Below are 16,326 nucleotides of genomic sequence, written 5' to 3' on the forward strand. Positions count from 1 at the left end.
GACTGTGATTATGAAGGATTATCCCCCTTTGCCGGACGGACTCCCACGGGTCCTGAGTGCTTCTTCTGCCCTCACCGCCTGTCCCGATTCGGTCTGCCCGGTACTGGATGCCCCGGAACTGGAAGAGCTGAACGGCTCACCCGACCGCTGGATCGCCGGACGGCTCCGCCGCCTGCCCCTCCGCAATGAGGACAACGAACCCCGGCGCATCCGGGATCTCTCTGCCGGCTATGCGGAGCAGGGCTTTGAGCTCCGCCGTCTGGGTGCCCGCCTGCTGCTGGCAGACGGTGTCACCTCGGTTGCCGAAGCCCGCGCCGCCGTTCTGGGCGGACGGCAGACCGGCCTGCCGGTGATGATCTGTGTGGAGCTGGACGACGAGGGCGAAACCCCCGAGGGCGTTCCCTTTGCTTCGATCCTGGCGTCGGTTCAGCATCTGGGCGTAGCTGCTGTGGGCTTCCGGTGCAGCGGTGACCGCATCGATACCCTGAGCATTCTCGGACAGCATGCCGCCTTTGCGGCAGTGCCGCTGATGCCGGTGCTCCGTTCCCGGGGCCGCAGCCCGGAGGAGATCCAGGTGCATGCCATGCAGGCTCTGCGGGCCGGCGGAGATCTGTTCCTGCTGGGCAACAGCATTGACGATGCCCAACTTGCCGCCGCCGAAGAAGCCCTGGCGGACTTCCGTCCCACCGACCGGGTCATCGAACAGGACCGGGAAACACTGTTCATGGCCTGTGAGGCGGAGGCCTTCTATCTCCAGCCGGACGGGCTCTCCTTCTGTGAGCCGATCCCCTGTCAGTACGACATGGGCGCGGATATTCTGGAGGCGGAGGCCCAGGGCTGTGATGTGCTGAAGGTCTATGTGGACTCCCCGGAGGACGCTGAGAACTTTGCGGAAAATTCCCACATGATCCGTCTGCCGGTGTGCATCTCCTCCCATCACGAAGTGGCGTTGGAGATGGCCCTGATGGAATACAACGGACGGGCCTTTGTGGATCTCCAGTCGGAACTGACCGACTCGGAACTCTATACCCTGGCAAAGGGCTACGGAGCCGTCGTAGTCTGATTCTTCCAGACGACACTGTCTTTGAGGCAGTGTCGTTTTTTCATGCCCGGATTTTCTCTTTTCCGCCTTTATTTTCCTTTCCTGTAAAATATATTCTAAATCTTCTTGTATTTCGTTCACAATTTTATTATAATTATCCTATAATAACCCATAATAAAATGTGATTTTCTATGTTATTTGCTGTATCATGGAAAGGACTGAAACATTGAGTGAACATGTGGGAGACTTTATTTACCAAGAAACAGGAGGGTGCTGACCTGCCGGATGCCGGAATGGATCAGCCGAAATCCCCGGATACGGACCCTGTTCCATCTGCTCCTGCTTTCAGCATCGCAGTTACGCCGAAGTGCGCCCAGTTCTCAAAGCTCTACAAGCTCGCGAACCCGGAAAAGAGCCAGTCGGTGATCCTGCTCACCAGCTCGGCTCCAAACCGGGAAGCCCTTGCTGCTGACGCGGATAAAATCCGGGCACAGCTCGAATTCTTTGCCAATGCGAGAATGCAGCGGTTAGCCAGACTCCAGGAATCCAGGTCCGCCAGGAATCTGGATGAAGATGTCTTTGTCTACATAACCGAGGATCAGATGCTTACCTTCTTCCTGCTGGTTCCGCCCATCGGGAACGGCAAGACCCTGTCCGGCTCGAAAATCCTCCAGATTCTCATCGACCATGGGGTGAGCTATGGTCTGGACTTTCATTTCATCTATACCCTGCCGGAGCGGGAGAACCGGTATTTCCGCTTCTATCTGGGCGCCAGCGGCACCATGCCCGAGGACGGAAGGGACGGCTATATCGTAGAGCTGTACCAGCGTGAGCTCTATGCCTCCCTGGAACAGACCGAACTGAGCCATGTGGACTATGCACAGCTCAGCCTGAGCAAGAAGATCCAGAAAAACGGCGTGATCTGTGAGATCGTACCGCCCACAGCCGGGCGCTCGGGCATCACAGTGAAGCGGAACCTTCTGCTCCCTCCGCCCCGGGACGGACGCCCGGCGGCGATTCCCATGGGGCGCAACACCTGCCTTTCGGAGGACGGACGGTACCTCATTGCGCAGAAGGATGGCAATGTGGCCTATGCCGGCAACAGCTTCCAGGTAAAGCCGATCCTGGAGATCCGGCACGGGATTGAACCCGGCGACCAGCAGGACATCAAATTCCTGGGGGACATCCATATCCATGGCGATGTCTGTCCGGGGGTTTCCATCCGGGCCACCGGTTCGGTGCAGATCGACGGCGTTGCCCAGGACTGCACCATTGAAGCCGGCGAGAGCGTCATCGTCCTGGACGGCATCCAGGGCCAGTACAGCACCACCATCCGGGCACACAAGAGCGTCTATGCCGGGTATCTGGAGCACTGCACCGTCTATGCCCGGGAATCGGTACAGGCCAGCTGCATTGTGGACTGTCATGTCTACTGCAATGGCCCGGTCACAGCCCGCACCGGTCTTGGAGCCATCGTTTCCGGCTCCATCCAGAGTGCCAAGGGGGTTTCCTCCAAGGTGATCGGTTCCAAGGCAGCTGTCCGGACTGAGATCATCATCGGCGGATGCCCGTATGACGCCTTCGACCGGGAGGAGATCTCGGCAGAGCTGGAAAGCATCAACAAGAATATCAGACGACTTGCAGAGTGTCCGGAAACGCCGGAAACCAAGACAGCGCTGTCCAAACTGCGTCTGAACCAGTATGTAGTTCAGATGAAGCTGAATAAGCTCGAAAAGGAAGCCCAGTCCCAGCGGCTGCCTTTGGATGTCAAGGATGCCTGTCCTCTGAGATGCAGCCGGATTCATCCGGGGGTATGCATCACCATCGGAAACCAGTCCATCGAAATGGATACCGAAAAGACAGACTGTGCAATCAGTATCAATGCGGAAGGGGCGCTCTGTTATGTTGAATCCAGGTAAAGGGGGATTTTTGTGGACTCCTTGACACATGAGGAAATACTGGAAGTGCTCAACTGCATTCTCTTCCATACAACTGAAAAAATGGCCGGAATGCACATCCGCAGCCATCCGCATGATCTCTCGGACGACCTCTGCTGTGTCAGCGCCAGATTCGAGGGGAGCTGTGAGCTGACCCTTGCGCTCTATGCGGACCGGTTGTTTTTCCGGCACCTGGCCCAGGAGATTTTCCAGGACCCCAATATCACCGAAGATGATATATCTGAAGCCGCCAGAGAATACCTGAATGTGATCTGCGGCAGACTGGTGGGAAAGGTATCCAAACTGATCCACCGGCCCACCACTTTCCGGTCCCCGGTCTATAACGGGGACTACTGTGTGCTGGACAGCGAGCTGGAATGCTTCTGCAAGTCCCAGTACATCAACGAGGACAATGAAGGCCTGATGCTGGTTCTGACATTGTCGCCCGTCAACAACGAACGGCACCACAATACCAAATGCAAACTGGATCATTTGGAGAATATCAATAACCTTAAAGGAGCAGTGTAAAATGGCTAAAAAGATTATGGTTGTAGACGATTCCAAGGTAGCACAGCTGCAGCTGCAGCGCATCCTGTCGGATTCTCCCTATGAAGTTATCTCCTGCTGTCAGAACGGAGAGGACGCTGTGGAGCAGTATCGGGTCCTGAAGCCGGATCTGATCACAATGGATATTCTCATGCCGGGTCTGGACGGTCTGGAAGCTGCCCGCAAAATCCTGGAGGAAGATCCCGATGCCAAGATTCTGATGATTTCTTCCCTGGCCTATGATGAGACCATTGAAGAGTCCAGGAACCTCAGCGCTAAGGGCTTCCTATATAAGCCCTTCGAAGCAGAGGATGTGCTGCAGGCTCTGGATAAGATCTTCGCTGAATAACAAAAAGGCGCACAGGAAAAATCTGTGCGCTTTTTTCTTGACATCTCCCGCGGGCTGATATATAGTAAATATGTAGTATACTATATATTTACTATATAATGGAGGTGCCGGAATGAAACAGTCAAATCCCCGCAGACAGGTCAGCTTCAACATCGAGGAGGAACTCTATAACGAGTTCAAGAGGCGGATGCTGGACGATCACACCACCCCCACCGCCTACCTGACCCGGTGCATCCGGGAACGGGTGGAACGGGAAACAGTGCAGTTCCAGGTGGACAGCCGTCTGTACCGGCAGTTCACTGAGCTGGCTCGGTCCCGGAATGCCGAGCCGGAGGAACTGCTGCTGGACTGTATCCGCTGGACGGTGGAAGAAGCCGGGAAGGAGGAAGCGTGATGGAGCTGATCTGTCCCCACTGCGGCAGGGACCGCCTGTGGTATGACCCGTACACCGGGAATTTCGACTGCACGACCTGCGGGACTCCCATCCTGCCGGAGGAACTGACCTGCCCGCTCTGCGGCAAAGTCGGCTCACTCCGGGCTGAGGACGGAATCCTCTGCTGCGGCAGCTGCGGCGAAGTCCTGTACGACCTCTGCCTGGAGGAAACAGCCCTGGACTACTATTATGATGAGATCCTCGGCGGCTATGATGGAGAATCCGCCGGCGAGGTCTGGGACGGAATGGACGATTAGCAGAAACAGCGGGACAGACCAATGCCCTTCCACGCTCTTGACGGTGCGCGGCGCACATGCTCTGGCGTTATCAGGTTCACCTGTTATATGCTGGTGAATCATGGTTTGCTTTTCCGGGTCGGAAATGTTACAATGAAACGCACATCGATCCTATCCTCCATTCCACAGAAAGAAGGATTCCCTCATGAAGCATCGTTCACGCCGCCGCCATCCTGTTCGTCTGGCTCTGTTTCTTCTGATCCCCCTTGCTGCTGTCGGTATTGCCGCAGCGGTCTGGTTTGAAAATCACACTTCCCTGCAGAATGTCTACGATGGCAAATCTCTGATTCTGGTGGATCGCTCGGATGACAGTATTTTCATCTCCAAGCGTGAAACGGATACCCGGGTGCCTGCCAGCCTGGCGAAGCTGTTTGTACTGGAATACGCCTGCGGACTGGCTGACCGGGACGCCATCGTTCCTGCCGATCCCCAGGCGATTGCCATGACCAAGCCGGGCTCTTCGGTTGCCGGCATTACAGAACAGGAATACTATCTTCACAATCTGTATGCAGCCATGCTGGTGCCCTCCGGAAATGACGCAGCCTATGTGGTGGCTGACTACTGCGGCGGGCTTCTGGACCCCCAGGCTTCCACAGCCGGGGAACGGGTCAACGCCTTTATGACAGGGCTCAACCAGCATATTGCCGAGATCGGCTGCACAGACACCGTCCTCTATGATCCAAGCGGATTTGATCTGGACGCCCGCACCACTGTACTGGATCTGAAAACTGTGGTGGACCGCCTGCTGGAAAACAGCTGGTTCCGGGACATTGTGTGCCAGAGCAGCTATACGGCGATCCTTCCGGACGGCAGTACCCAGACCTGGAAAAACACCAATACATTTCTGGACCCTGAGTCGGAATACTACAATGAAAATGTAATCGGCATCAAAACCGGGTCCCTGTCTGATGACTACAATCTGGTGGTGCTGTACCGGCAGCATGGCAAGGAATTTCTGATCTGCAGCCTTGGTTCTTCCACAACCTCCTCCCGCTATGACGATGTTTCGGTGATCCTCAAAACCATCGATGAATCCAACTATTTGTCCGGCTCCGGGACAACCGGCAGCTGACTTTCCAAATCAAAAAGCGAGCCTCCCCGTACAGGGAGGCTCGCTTTTTGCATTTTATGTTATTGGGCAGAGGGGAGCTTTACCAGCTTCTGCAGCCGCTCCACCGTTGCCGACCTGGTATCCGGGTAGGTTCCGAACCGGAACTCGATTCCCAGCTTTTCATACTTCTGACGGCACATGGTGTGGAAAGGCAGCAGCTCCACCCGGGTGATGTTGTCATAGGGAGCGATGAGCTCGTTGAGCCGGGCGACATTCTCCTCGGTATCGTTGAAGCCCTCCACAATGACCTGCCGAATCCATGTAGGGATCTTCCGGCGATGAAGCTCCCGGAGAAAGTCCATGGTCTGGCGGAGGCTGCCGCCGGTGTATTCCCGGTAGTCCTCCTCGGTGGTCATCTTGATGTCCAGCAGAACTGTATCGGTTTCGTCCAGCAGGGCCATCACCCGTTCGTCCAGCACACACCCGCTGGTATCCAGACAGGTGTTGATGCCGTCGGCATGGCAGAGCCGGAACAGCTCAGTGACAAACTCCGGCTGCATCAGGGCTTCGCCGCCGGATACGGTCACGCCGCCTGTTTCACCGAAGTAGGTCTTGTACCGGCGGATCTTCCGGAACAGCTCTTCGGCCTCCATCTCGGTGCCGGCATTCATGGCCCAGGCATCGGGATTATGGCAGTAGGCACACCGCAGCGGACACCCCTGCAGGAACACCACGAACCGGATGCCCGGTCCGTCCACCGAGCCAAAGCTCTCCAGTGAGTGTACTCTTCCGGTCATAGGCGGTTTCGCTCCTTTGTGTTACATTCTGTCGTGACAGGTTCTGGAGATTACATCCAGCTGCTGCTCCCGGGTCAGGTCGATGAACTTCACTGCGTAACCCGATACACGGATGGTGAAGTTTGCGTACTCTTCCTTCTCCGGATGCTCCATGGCATCGATGAGCTTCTCACGACCGAATACATTCACATTGAGGTGATGCGCACCCTGATCGAAGTAGCCATCCATAACCCGTACCAGATTGTCTGCCTGCTCCTGTTCGCTATGGCCCAGGGCTTCAGGGTTGATGGTCTGGGTATTGGAGATGCCGTCCAGTGCCCACTCATAGGGCAGCTTGGCAACCGAGTTGAGCGAAGCCAGCAGGCCGTTCTGCTCTGCGCCGTAAGCCGGGTTGGCACCGGGAGCCAGAGGCTCGCCTGCCTTGCGTCCGTCGGGCATGGAACCGGTGGCCTTGCCGTATACCACGTTGGAAGTGATGGTCAGGATCGAGGTGGTGGGCTCGGAATCCCGGTAGGTGTGGTGCTTCTTGATCTTGGAGAGGAAGGTGCCCAGCAGCCATACCGCGATGTCGTCAGCACGGTCATCATCGTTGCCGTACCGCGGGAAGTCACCCTCGGTGATATAGTCCACTACGATACCGGTCTCGTCCCGGACGGTCTTGACCTTGGCATACTTGATGGCGGACAGCGAATCCACTACATGGGAGAAGCCAGCAATACCGGTGGCAAAGGTACGGCGGACATGGGTGTCCAGCAGAGCCATCTCAGCGGCCTCGTAGTAGTACTTGTCGTGCATGTACTGGATCACATTCAGGGTGTTCACATACAGTTCCGCCAGCCAGTCCATCATCTGGTCATACTTGTGCATTACCTCATCGTAGTCCAGGTACTCGCTGGTGATGGGCCGCAGCTCGGGGCCGACCTGCTCCCGGGTCTTGACATCCACGCCGCCGTTGATGGCGTAGAGCAGGCACTTGGCAAGGTTGGCACGGGCGCCGAAGAACTGCATCTCCTTACCGGTCTGGGTAGCGGATACGCAGCAGCAGATGGAGTAGTCGTCACCCCATACCGGCTTCATCACATCGTCGTTCTCATACTGTACCGAGCTGGTACGGATGGAGATCTTGGCGGCATAGTCCTTGAAGGCTGCCGGCAGTGCGGACGAATACAGCACAGTGAGGTTGGGCTCGGGAGAGGGTCCCATATTCTCCAGAGTGTGCAGGAAACGGTAGTCGTTCTTGGTTACCATGGAACGACCGTCGCTGCCGATACCCGCTACTTCCAGGGTAGCCCATACCGGGTCACCGGAGAAGAGCTGGTTATAGGAGGGAATACGGGCGAACTTGACCATACGGAACTTCATAACCAGATGGTCAATGAGCTCCTGGGCCTCCTCCTCGGTGAGGATACCGGCCTTGAGGTCACGCTCGATATAGATGTCCAGGAAGGTGGAGATACGGCCTACGCTCATGGCAGCGCCGTTCTGGGTCTTGACGGCAGCCAGATAGCCGAAGTAGAGCCACTGTACTGCTTCCCGGGCATTCTTCGCGGGCCCCGAGATATCATAGCCATAGGAGGCAGCCATCTTCTTCATCTGGCCCAGCGCACGGTACTGTTCGCTGAGCTCCTCCCGCAGACGGATTACATCATCGGTCATGGTCTTGTCGCCGCAGTTATCGAAGTCATGCTTCTTCTGCTCCATCAGGTAATCGATACCATAGAGAGCTACCCGGCGATAGTCGCCGACAATACGGCCGCGGCCGTAGGTATCCGGCAGACCTGTGATGATCTTATTATGACGGGCCTTGCGCATTTCAGGAGTATATGCGTCAAATACGCCCTGATTGTGGGTCTTGTGATATTCGGTGAAGATCTTGTGCAGCTCCGGATCGGGGGTATAGCCATAAGTCTGGCAGGCTTCCTCCGCCATCTTGATGCCGCCGAAGGGCATGAACGCACGCTTCAGGGGCTTATCGGTCTGCAGGCCGACGATCTTCTCCAGATCCTTGCATTCTTCGCAGATATAGCCAGGGGCATGGGAAGTCAGGGTCGAAACGATGTCGGTGTCCATATCCAGTACACCGCCCTTGGCGCGTTCTTCCTTCTGCAGCTTCTGCAGAATCCCCCAGAGCTTATTGGTCGCTTCAGTAGGACCTGCCAGGAAGGACTCATCGCCATCATAGGGCTTGTAGTTTTTCTGGATGAAATCCCGTACATTGATTTCTTCCTTCCACAGTCTGCCCTCAAAACCATTCCACTGTTCGAACTGTGTCATTTAGTTTCCTCCTGCATGTATCAAAATCCCGCCGGAATTCCTGTATGGGAAACCGGCCCGTTTGAAAGATTCAGTGTCCGTAAAGACAGGAATTTCTCCTGCCGGACTTCTGCCGAAGGTGGAGAATCGGCCTGATTTAAGTATACGGATTTTTGGCCTGAAATACAATCCGCAAACTATACAAACACAGTACACTATGCCGTTCAAATCCTGTATATAAAGTCGATTCAGACAAAACAAAAGCACAATATGTTGTATATAGTAAATAAAATATCCACAATCCAAGGAACAATTTGACAATTATCAAAATGTTCTTGACATTTGCCAGCCCAATGGCTACAATATCATTTAGATAGCTATCGAAATGTAAAGGAGGGGACTGTATGGGCTTTCATCAGACCTTCAAGGCACTGAGCGACCCCACCCGCCGGGCGATTCTGGAGCGGCTGAAGAATGGCAGGCTCACTGCCGGGGAAATTGCTTCCGCCTTTGATTTGAGTGCCGCTACGGTATCCCATCACCTGGCAATGCTGCGCCAGGCGGAGCTGGTCATTGACCAGCGGGAGGGCAAACACATCTATTATGAGATCAACACCTCGGTCATTGACGAGATCCTGACCTGGGTGACATCCCTGAGGGAGGGCGACAAAACATGATTCGCAAAAATATGGTATTCCTGTGGGTGACAGCTTTGCTGCCGCTCCTGCTCTGTCTGTGGTTTTATCCTCAGCTGCCCGAGCTGATCCCCACCAACTTCAATAACGGCGAAATCACCAAATATGGTCCCAAGGCCACCATCTGGATTATCGGCGGACTTGGCCCGGTAATTGCGCTGCTCTTTACCCTGCTGCCCATGGTGGACCCCCGCCGCCGGAACTATGACCGGCTGGGCAGCAGGTACAATCTGCTGGCAGGCGGCGTGAACCTGTTTTTGCTGATGATGACCGGGCTGATCATCGCCGAATCCCTCCGTCCCGGCAGTCTGCGGGTGGAAAACCTGGTCATTGCCGCCATCGGACTGCTCTTTGCCATGATGGGCAACTTCATGCCCAAAGCCGGCAGCAACTTTGCCTTTGGCATCCGCAATATGTGGACCCTCTCCAGCGAAACCGTCTGGAAGCGCACCCATCGCATGGCAGGCAAACTCTGGTTTGCCGGGGGACTGGTGCTGTTCCTGCTGGGGCTTTCCCCGCTGGAAAAAATGGCCCTGTACGCACCGGCTGTGGCGATCTTCCTGGTGCTGGGACTGGTGCCCACTGCCTACTCCTTCCTGCTCTGGCGGCAGGAAAATCCCAACCCCGGACACTGATTCCCCGGGATTCTGCCCCCATCCGACACCGGCAATGCCTTTCCTGGCTCTGCCGGTGTTTTTTATTGGCAGATTCACCGAAAAGCGGGGGATTTTTTCGGTTTGTCAACGGCACTTTGGGATGGTAAAATGAAAACAGACAGAGCCGCGCGCCGGCTCGGGAATTTACTGTGAAAGAAGGTTTTCTGTATGATCGGAAATACACGCATCACACAGGCGATGAAAAACAAAATGGCAGAACTGGAAAACCCCTTCTACCTCTATGACCAGGAGACCATTCTCGGTCAGGTACGGCGGCTCCATCGGGATTTCCCCGACTTTGAGTTCCTCTATTCCATCAAGACCAATCCCTTCCTGCCGGTGGTAAAGACCATTCTGGGCGAAGGTCTGGGACTGGATGCCGCTTCTCTGCGGGAAGTGGAGATCGGTGTGGAATATGGTCTGCCCAAGGAGAAGATCCTCTATTCGGCACCCGGTAAGACCGAACGGGATCTCCGGGGCGCCATGGATCATGCCATTCTTATCGCCGACAGCCTGCATGAGCTGGAACTCATCAACAAGCTGGCAGGTGAAAAGGGTGTCAAGCTGGGCGTTGGTGTCCGGGTCAACCCCGATTTCACCATGGACGCCGATCACGGTGCTGCCGGTAAGTTCGGTATTGATGAGGATCAGCTCTTTGCCTATGACTTCGCAAAGCTGCCCAATATCGAGCTGATCGGTATCCATGTCCATGCCCGCAGCCAGGAGCTCCATGTGGAAGTGCTCAAGAAGTACTATGCCAATATGTTTGCTCTGGCCCAGAAGTGCATCGACAAGCTGGGCATGAAGATGGAATTCATCAACATGGGCGGCGGTATCGGCGTGGCTTACTCCACTGAAAACGATACCGATCTGGACACTGCTGCCCTGGGCGCAGAAAGTGCCGCTATGCTGGCAGAACTCCGTCAGAAGCTGGGCGGCGTGCGGGTAATCATTGAAACCGGACGCTATGCAGTCTGCACTGCGGGTTATTATGTCACCAGGGTTGTGGATGTCAAGGAGAGCTATGGCACCAAGTTTGTCATGGTACAGAGCACCCTCAATGGCTTTATCCGTCCGTCGCTGGCACGGCTGATCGCTGCTTATCTGCCCGAAGGCGCTGTTGCCAAGGGAAATGAGCCGCTCTTCACCAAGATGGACGCCTTTGACTTCGAGCTGCTCACCGATGAGACCGCTTCGGAGAAGGTAAACCTGGTGGGCAACCTCTGCACCGGTACCGACATCATGGCAGCCGGCATCACCCTGCCCAAGGCCAAGGTAGGCGATATCCTTGCCATCACCAAGGCAGGCAGTTATGCCTATGTGCTCACACCGGTACAGTTCTCGTCCCAGCCGGCTCCCGGACAGTTCCTGCTGTGCGCAGACGGCAGCATGATTGCTGAATAACCGAATCCCCGCAATAAAAAGGAGGCTCTCCCCCGGGAGGGCCTCTTTTTCTGCATAAAAAAGAACTCCCGCAGAAAAAGCTGCGGAAGTTCCAGGAAGAAAAGAAACAAAGGATATTTCAGACCGGGGGCTAAAATTTGGAGAGAGCCGCACCGGTAAAACACCCTGTTTCCCCAAAACGACCAGAAGCCGACACTTGCTCTCGTACAGGACAGCCAGAGGTCTTGTTTTGGCAGGATAGCGGAGGGAAATCCCCTCTGTTAAAACCGGGAGCCTGTGTTCCCGGTTTTAACAGAAAGGAGCGTCCCCGGCTGGGAACGCTCCCTTCCATGCCGCCTGCCCGCACTCGACGCATGACAGGCAGGTGATCAAAATTCGCAGGTGGATAAGTCATTTATGACCTACCGCAAACCCGGCGATATTTCACGCTTGCGTGAAATTCGCTAGGACTAAAGATCGGTTTACCGACCTGTGTCCGGGTTCTCCTTGCCGCCATCGGTGGTGCTGGAAGAATCGTCCTCGGTAACGGTCTTCTCGGTCAGCTCTACGTCAGAGATAGCGTAGCTCTTCAGAGTTCTGGTCTTGAAGGTCCAAGCCTCGTAGTCCTCGTCCCACTTCAGGCCCTTGATTTCCTTAGCGCCGTCAGCAGTTACTTCGTAGATATAAGCATCCTCGTCAGCGTAGATGTAAACGGTACCGTTCTTGTTGAAGGACGGGGTCTTTACAAAGTTGATGAAGTCGATGTTGGCATAGTCGTACATTGCAGCGAATTCCTTGTTGAAATCGCGATTGTTCTTCAGGTTCAGCTTGCCCTGGCCAGACAGATCAACTTCAAACTCGAAATCGTCGCCAAAGGTCAGAGTCTCAACATCATCAGAGTAACCGTCGAAATCTACAACTTCAGCCTTTGCAAGGTCACTGCCATCGTAGTCCTCGGTCTTGAAACCGTACTCAGAGCCAAAGCTCAGGGTGATGTACTCCTTGTCAGAGTAATTGTCCTTCAGCTGGCTGCTGCTCTCGTATACAGCAATCTTACCAGCCAGGTCAGTGGTCTTGATCTCAGCAGACTCGGGCAGGGTGAAGGTTACAGCATAAGCATACTCGGCGCCGATCTTTACGAACTCGATCTCAGGCTTCTCAGACAGTTCGCCAACCTTCCATTCAGCCTTAACCTTAATGCGTCTAACGGCATCCTTATCGTCGATCATATTGCCGTCCTTATCCAGCAGCGGGATAGCAACCTTCTTGCCGCCCTTTACAACAGACAGGTCAACATTAGCGATATCACCTTCGTTCACTACAACACTAGAAGTGAACTTTCCATTTGTCTTTTCGGAACCCTTATCAGGGGTGAAGGTATCATCGGATTCATTGAAACGGTTGTTGTCATTGCTGTCCACATAAACATCAACCATCTTAAAGCCACCCAGCAGAACTACTTCTGCATCATTTCTTGCCTCAAGAGAAGTAGCAAAGGAAGTGGTAGCCATGCCAGCTGTCATAACTGCAGCCAGAGCAAGAGCAAAAATCTTCTTCATTTTTGTTTTCCTCCATAAAAAGTTTTGTTTTCAACCGGGTCGCCCGTCGACGGCTCCCCTCTGTTGTAATGTAATTATACCCCCCCCCCCGGCACTTTGTCAACCCTTTTTTGATGCACTTTTGTAATTTTTCTGTAATTTTCTCAGCTTTTTCTGCCTGTTCCTGCCATTTTGGAGGAAAATCCTGCATTTTCCGGGCAATTCGAGGGGAATTTTCGCTCTATTTTGTCATTTTTCCTGCATATTCTCGAAAATTTCCGGCCTGAGTTCTTCACTTTGTGGAAAACTTTTCGTGGAAACTTTCTTCTCAGTGCTTCCCCTCTTGCCGGAGATTTCTTTTCCGGTCAATCTGTGTTACAATAGAATCCGGTACTTGCCGCCTTCTGAGGGCGGTTTTTTCGGAGGACAGTATGAAAAAAGCGGTCATCGGTATCCTGGCCCATGTGGACGCAGGCAAAACTACCCTGTCAGAAGGGCTCCTGTATCTTTCGGGCAGCATCCGGAAATTCGGACGGGTGGATCATCAGGACGCCTTTCTGGATAACTTCTCGCTGGAACGTCAGCGGGGTATTACCATATTCTCAAAACAGGCCGTCCTGACCCTGGGGGATCTGGAGGTCACTCTGCTGGATACCCCTGGACATGTGGATTTTTCGGCGGAAATGGAGCGTACCCTCCAGGTTCTGGACTACGCTGTCCTGGTGGTGAGCGGCACCGATGGCATCCAGGCTCATACCCTGACCCTGTGGCGGCTGCTGGAACGGTATCAGATCCCGGTGTTCCTCTTTATCAATAAGATGGATCTGCCCGGTGCGGATGCCGGTGTCCGTATGGCAGAACTGCGCCGCCGTCTGAGTGAAGGCTGTCTTGCTTTTGACCGCATGGACGATGCCTTCTATGAAGCCGCTGCCCTCACCGAAGAATCTGCCATGGACGAATACCTCACCGATGGTGCGCTGTCTGAGGAGACCCTCCGGGGGCTCATTGCCGGACGGCGGATCTTCCCCTGTTATTTTGGCTCCGCGCTGCGGCTTTCCGGCGTGGAAGAGCTCATCGCCGGTCTGGAACGGTGGATTCAGCCGGCTGTCTGGCCTGCGTCTTTCGGCGCCAAGGTCTATAAAATCTCCCGGGATACCCAAGGGGTACGGCTCACCCATCTCAAGGTCACCGGCGGCGTGCTGCGGGTCCGGGATCTGCTCACCGGCTGCCGTCCCGGCGGCAGTGACGCCTGGGAGGAAAAAGCCGACCAGCTGCGCATCTATTCCGGCGGAAAATATACCACAGTCAACGAAGTCCCGGCAGGCGGGGTATGCGCTGTCACCGGCCTGAGCCAAACCTATCCGGGACAGGGACTGGGCATCGAAGCGGAATCGGAACAGCCGGCGCTGGAACCGGTGCTGACCTACCGGGTGGGACTGCCCCAGGGGCCCGATGCCCATACGGCGCTGGGGAAACTCCGGCAGCTGGAGGAGGAAGATCCGCAGCTCCATCTGCTCTGGAATGAGAGCCTGGGAGAGATCCATCTGCAGCTCATGGGCGAGGTTCAGCTGGAAGTCCTGCAGACCATGATCCAGGAGCGGTTCGGCTTCCCGGTGCAGTTCGGAGCCGGAAGCATTGTCTATAAGGAAACCATTGCCGCACCGGTGATCGGCGTAGGACATTACGAACCCCTGCGCCACTATGCCGAGGTGCATCTGCTGCTGGAACCGGCACCCCGGGGCAGCGGCCTGCAGTTTGAGAGCCTGTGCAGTGAAGATGTACTGGACCGGAACTGGCAGCGTCTGGTGCTGACCCATCTGGAAGAAAAAGCACATCGGGGCGTGCTCACCGGCTCGCCCATCACAGATATGAAGATTTCGCTGCTCACCGGACGGGCGCATCTCAAGCACACTGAGGGCGGAGATTTCCGGCAGGCCACCTACCGGGCTGTGCGGCAGGGCCTGCGGAAAGCCGAGAGCATTCTGTTGGAGCCCTGGTACCAGTTCCGTCTGGAAGTGCCCACAGAATATGTGGGCCGGGCCATGACCGACCTGCAGCGGCTGTCCGGCACCGTAGCGCCGCCGGAAACCGATGGCGAAATGAGTGTTCTCACCGGACGGGCGCCGGTAGCCTGTCTGCGGGACTATCCCACCGAGGTCACTGCCTACACCCAGGGACGCGGACGGCTGATCTGCGCCCTGGCGGGATATGATGTCTGCCACAATTCTGATGAGGTCATCGCCTCCATTGGCTACGACTGCGACCGGGACCTGGAAAACCCCTGTGATTCGGTATTCTGTGCCCATGGCGCCGGATATGTGGTGCCCTGGAATGAGGTGGACGGGAAAAAACACCTGGACAGTGTCCTGCGTCTGGACCGTCCGGCAGAGGGTGGAGCTGCACCGGCCCCCTTGCGCCGGTACACCTATGGCGGCACCCTGGCAGAGGACAAGGAGCTGGCAGCGATCTATGAGCGCACCTATGGCAAGCAGGAGAAGGAGCGTCCCCGGCGTCCCGATGCCCGGCAGGAGATGCAGCAGGCAGCGGTACGGCAGATGCAGCTCACCGGGCCGGAGTATCTGTTGGTGGACGGCTATAATATCATCTTTGCCTGGGAGGAACTGGCCTCTCTGGCAAGGACCGATTTCGGCGCTGCCCGGCTGGTGCTGATGGATATTCTGGCAAACTTCCAGGCCTTCAAGAAGATCGAGCTGATCCTCGTCTTTGACGCCTATAAAGTCCCGAACAATCCTGGGTCGGTGGAAAAATACAAGGGCATTCATGTGGTATACACCAAGGAGGCCGAAACTGCTGATGCCTATATCGAGCGGGTCACCTATGAGATCGGCAAGAAACATCGGGTACGGGTTGCCACTTCTGATGGCCTGGAACAGATGGTCATTCTGGGGCACGGCGCCCTGCGTATTTCCGCCCGGGCATTCAAGTTGGAGGTGGAGCAGGCCGAGGGACAGATCTCCGAACTGATTGCTGAAAACAACCGGCAGGGACGGGATCTGAACCGTCTGGAACACACAGCCCGGTTCACTGGCACCAGGCCGGAGTAACCGGCTGCTGGGGGAATTTTCCCGGAGCAGCGGTTTTCGACTTGATTTTTACTGTGGAGTTTGGTATCATATTAGATACCAGCTGCAGGCGTAGTTTAGTGGTAAAACATTAGCTTCCCAAGCTGAGGTTGCGGGTTCGATTCCCGTCGCCTGCTCCAAATAAAAAAGGCACCCTTTGAGGGTGCTTTTTTTATTTGGAGCAACCGGCTTTTACCAAAAGCCGGACGCCTGCGGGCGGGACTTCCGCTGCGCTGTCGCTCCGCTCAAATGTGGTAGGAACCTACG

The 16,326-nt window shown here is 55.5% G+C and carries 14 protein-coding genes and 1 tRNA gene; 12 read left to right on the forward strand and 3 right to left on the reverse strand.

The features are described 5' to 3' along the window. Positions 1-10 precede the first annotated feature (10 nt). From H9X81_RS03575 to H9X81_RS03605, 7 genes are all read left to right on the forward strand, one after another. Complete coding sequence (locus H9X81_RS03575) at positions 11-1,063, forward strand: homocysteine S-methyltransferase family protein (RefSeq protein WP_204719871.1); 1,053 nt, start codon at positions 11-13, stop codon at positions 1,061-1,063. A 215-nt stretch (positions 1,064-1,278) separates the two neighbouring features. Then, positions 1,279-2,961, forward strand: coding sequence for a DUF342 domain-containing protein (locus H9X81_RS03580; protein WP_204719873.1), 1,683 nt, complete (start codon positions 1,279-1,281; stop codon positions 2,959-2,961). A 12-nt stretch (positions 2,962-2,973) separates the two neighbouring features. Continuing rightward, the gene (locus H9X81_RS03585; RefSeq protein ID WP_204719875.1) at positions 2,974-3,507 is read left to right on the forward strand and encodes a chemotaxis protein CheX; all 534 of its coding nucleotides are present in this window, start codon (positions 2,974-2,976) and stop codon (positions 3,505-3,507) included. Position 3,508: 1 nt separating this feature from the next. Then, positions 3,509-3,874, forward strand: a complete 366-nt coding sequence (locus tag H9X81_RS03590; RefSeq protein WP_204719877.1) for a response regulator — start codon at positions 3,509-3,511, stop codon at positions 3,872-3,874. A gap of 112 nt (positions 3,875-3,986) precedes the next feature. Then, positions 3,987-4,268 (forward strand): hypothetical protein, encoded by a 282-nt coding sequence (locus H9X81_RS03595; RefSeq protein ID WP_204719879.1) that lies wholly within the window; start codon positions 3,987-3,989, stop codon positions 4,266-4,268. Beyond that, positions 4,268-4,564, forward strand: a complete 297-nt coding sequence (locus tag H9X81_RS03600) for a hypothetical protein (protein ID WP_204719881.1) — start codon at positions 4,268-4,270, stop codon at positions 4,562-4,564. Before H9X81_RS03595 ends, H9X81_RS03600 begins: the two co-directional genes overlap by 1 nt. Before the next feature lie 184 nt (positions 4,565-4,748). Next, positions 4,749-5,675, forward strand: coding sequence for a D-alanyl-D-alanine carboxypeptidase family protein (locus H9X81_RS03605; RefSeq protein ID WP_177504298.1), 927 nt, complete (start codon positions 4,749-4,751; stop codon positions 5,673-5,675). Positions 5,676-5,734: 59 nt separating this feature from the next. Here H9X81_RS03605 and pflA read toward each other — a convergent pair whose 3' ends face one another. Further along, on the reverse strand, positions 5,735-6,451 hold the full coding sequence (gene pflA / locus H9X81_RS03610; protein ID WP_204719883.1) for a pyruvate formate-lyase-activating protein: 717 nt from the start codon (positions 6,449-6,451) through the stop codon (positions 5,735-5,737). 21 nt (positions 6,452-6,472) lie between these two features. Next, positions 6,473-8,725 carry a formate C-acetyltransferase gene (gene pflB, locus H9X81_RS03615; RefSeq protein WP_204719885.1) on the reverse strand — a complete coding sequence of 751 codons (2,253 nt, stop codon included), beginning with the start codon at positions 8,723-8,725 and terminating at the stop codon, positions 6,473-6,475. A gap of 383 nt (positions 8,726-9,108) precedes the next feature. On the opposite strand from pflB, the gene H9X81_RS03620 reads away from it, so the two are divergent. The 3 genes from H9X81_RS03620 to H9X81_RS03630 all read left to right on the forward strand — a co-directional run bounded on the left by H9X81_RS03620 (position 9,109) and on the right by H9X81_RS03630 (position 11,459). Continuing rightward, a complete protein-coding gene (locus tag H9X81_RS03620) occupies positions 9,109-9,381 on the forward strand; it encodes an autorepressor SdpR family transcription factor (protein WP_177502373.1) in 273 nt (90 codons plus the stop codon). Further along, entirely contained in the window at positions 9,378-10,034 is a 657-nt protein-coding gene (locus tag H9X81_RS03625) for an SdpI family protein (protein WP_204719887.1), read from the forward strand. Before H9X81_RS03620 ends, H9X81_RS03625 begins: the two co-directional genes overlap by 4 nt. 189 nt (positions 10,035-10,223) lie before the next feature. Continuing rightward, positions 10,224-11,459 (forward strand): diaminopimelate decarboxylase, encoded by a 1,236-nt coding sequence (locus H9X81_RS03630; RefSeq protein ID WP_204719889.1) that lies wholly within the window; start codon positions 10,224-10,226, stop codon positions 11,457-11,459. Between the two features lie 461 nt (positions 11,460-11,920). Here H9X81_RS03630 and H9X81_RS03635 read toward each other — a convergent pair whose 3' ends face one another. Beyond that, the gene (locus tag H9X81_RS03635; protein ID WP_204719891.1) at positions 11,921-12,997 is read right to left on the reverse strand and encodes a hypothetical protein; all 1,077 of its coding nucleotides are present in this window, start codon (positions 12,995-12,997) and stop codon (positions 11,921-11,923) included. A 410-nt stretch (positions 12,998-13,407) separates the two neighbouring features. Between H9X81_RS03635 and H9X81_RS03640 the strand changes: the two genes are divergently transcribed. Together H9X81_RS03640 and H9X81_RS03645 are read left to right on the forward strand one after the other, a co-directional pair. Beyond that, positions 13,408-16,041 (forward strand): translation factor GTPase family protein, encoded by a 2,634-nt coding sequence (locus tag H9X81_RS03640; protein WP_204719893.1) that lies wholly within the window; start codon positions 13,408-13,410, stop codon positions 16,039-16,041. Between the two features lie 84 nt (positions 16,042-16,125). After that, positions 16,126-16,199, forward strand: a tRNA-Gly gene (locus H9X81_RS03645). Positions 16,200-16,326 lie beyond the last annotated feature (127 nt).

Origin of the sequence: Hydrogenoanaerobacterium saccharovorans (assembly GCF_016901815.1) — a bacterium.
GTDB classification, from domain to species: domain Bacteria; phylum Bacillota; class Clostridia; order Oscillospirales; family Ruminococcaceae; genus Avimicrobium; species Avimicrobium caecorum.

Bases quoted from the DNA above. Each gene is read 5' to 3' on its own strand.
- H9X81_RS03575 (WP_204719871.1), top strand. From the start codon at position 11: ATGAAGGATTATCCCCCTTTGCCGGACGGACTCCCACGGGTCCTGAGT.
- H9X81_RS03580 (WP_204719873.1), top strand. From the start codon at position 1,279: ATGTGGGAGACTTTATTTACCAAGAAACAGGAGGGTGCTGACCTGCCG.
- H9X81_RS03590 (WP_204719877.1), top strand. From the start codon at position 3,509: ATGGCTAAAAAGATTATGGTTGTAGACGATTCCAAGGTAGCACAGCTG.
- H9X81_RS03595 (WP_204719879.1), top strand. From the start codon at position 3,987: ATGAAACAGTCAAATCCCCGCAGACAGGTCAGCTTCAACATCGAGGAG.
- H9X81_RS03600 (WP_204719881.1), top strand. From the start codon at position 4,268: ATGGAGCTGATCTGTCCCCACTGCGGCAGGGACCGCCTGTGGTATGAC.
- H9X81_RS03605 (WP_177504298.1), top strand. From the start codon at position 4,749: ATGAAGCATCGTTCACGCCGCCGCCATCCTGTTCGTCTGGCTCTGTTT.
- pflA (WP_204719883.1), bottom strand. From the start codon at position 6,451: ATGACCGGAAGAGTACACTCACTGGAGAGCTTTGGCTCGGTGGACGGA.
- pflB (WP_204719885.1), bottom strand. From the start codon at position 8,725: ATGACACAGTTCGAACAGTGGAATGGTTTTGAGGGCAGACTGTGGAAG.
- H9X81_RS03620 (WP_177502373.1), top strand. From the start codon at position 9,109: ATGGGCTTTCATCAGACCTTCAAGGCACTGAGCGACCCCACCCGCCGG.
- H9X81_RS03625 (WP_204719887.1), top strand. From the start codon at position 9,378: ATGATTCGCAAAAATATGGTATTCCTGTGGGTGACAGCTTTGCTGCCG.
- H9X81_RS03630 (WP_204719889.1), top strand. From the start codon at position 10,224: ATGATCGGAAATACACGCATCACACAGGCGATGAAAAACAAAATGGCA.
- H9X81_RS03635 (WP_204719891.1), bottom strand. From the start codon at position 12,997: ATGAAGAAGATTTTTGCTCTTGCTCTGGCTGCAGTTATGACAGCTGGC.
- H9X81_RS03640 (WP_204719893.1), top strand. From the start codon at position 13,408: ATGAAAAAAGCGGTCATCGGTATCCTGGCCCATGTGGACGCAGGCAAA.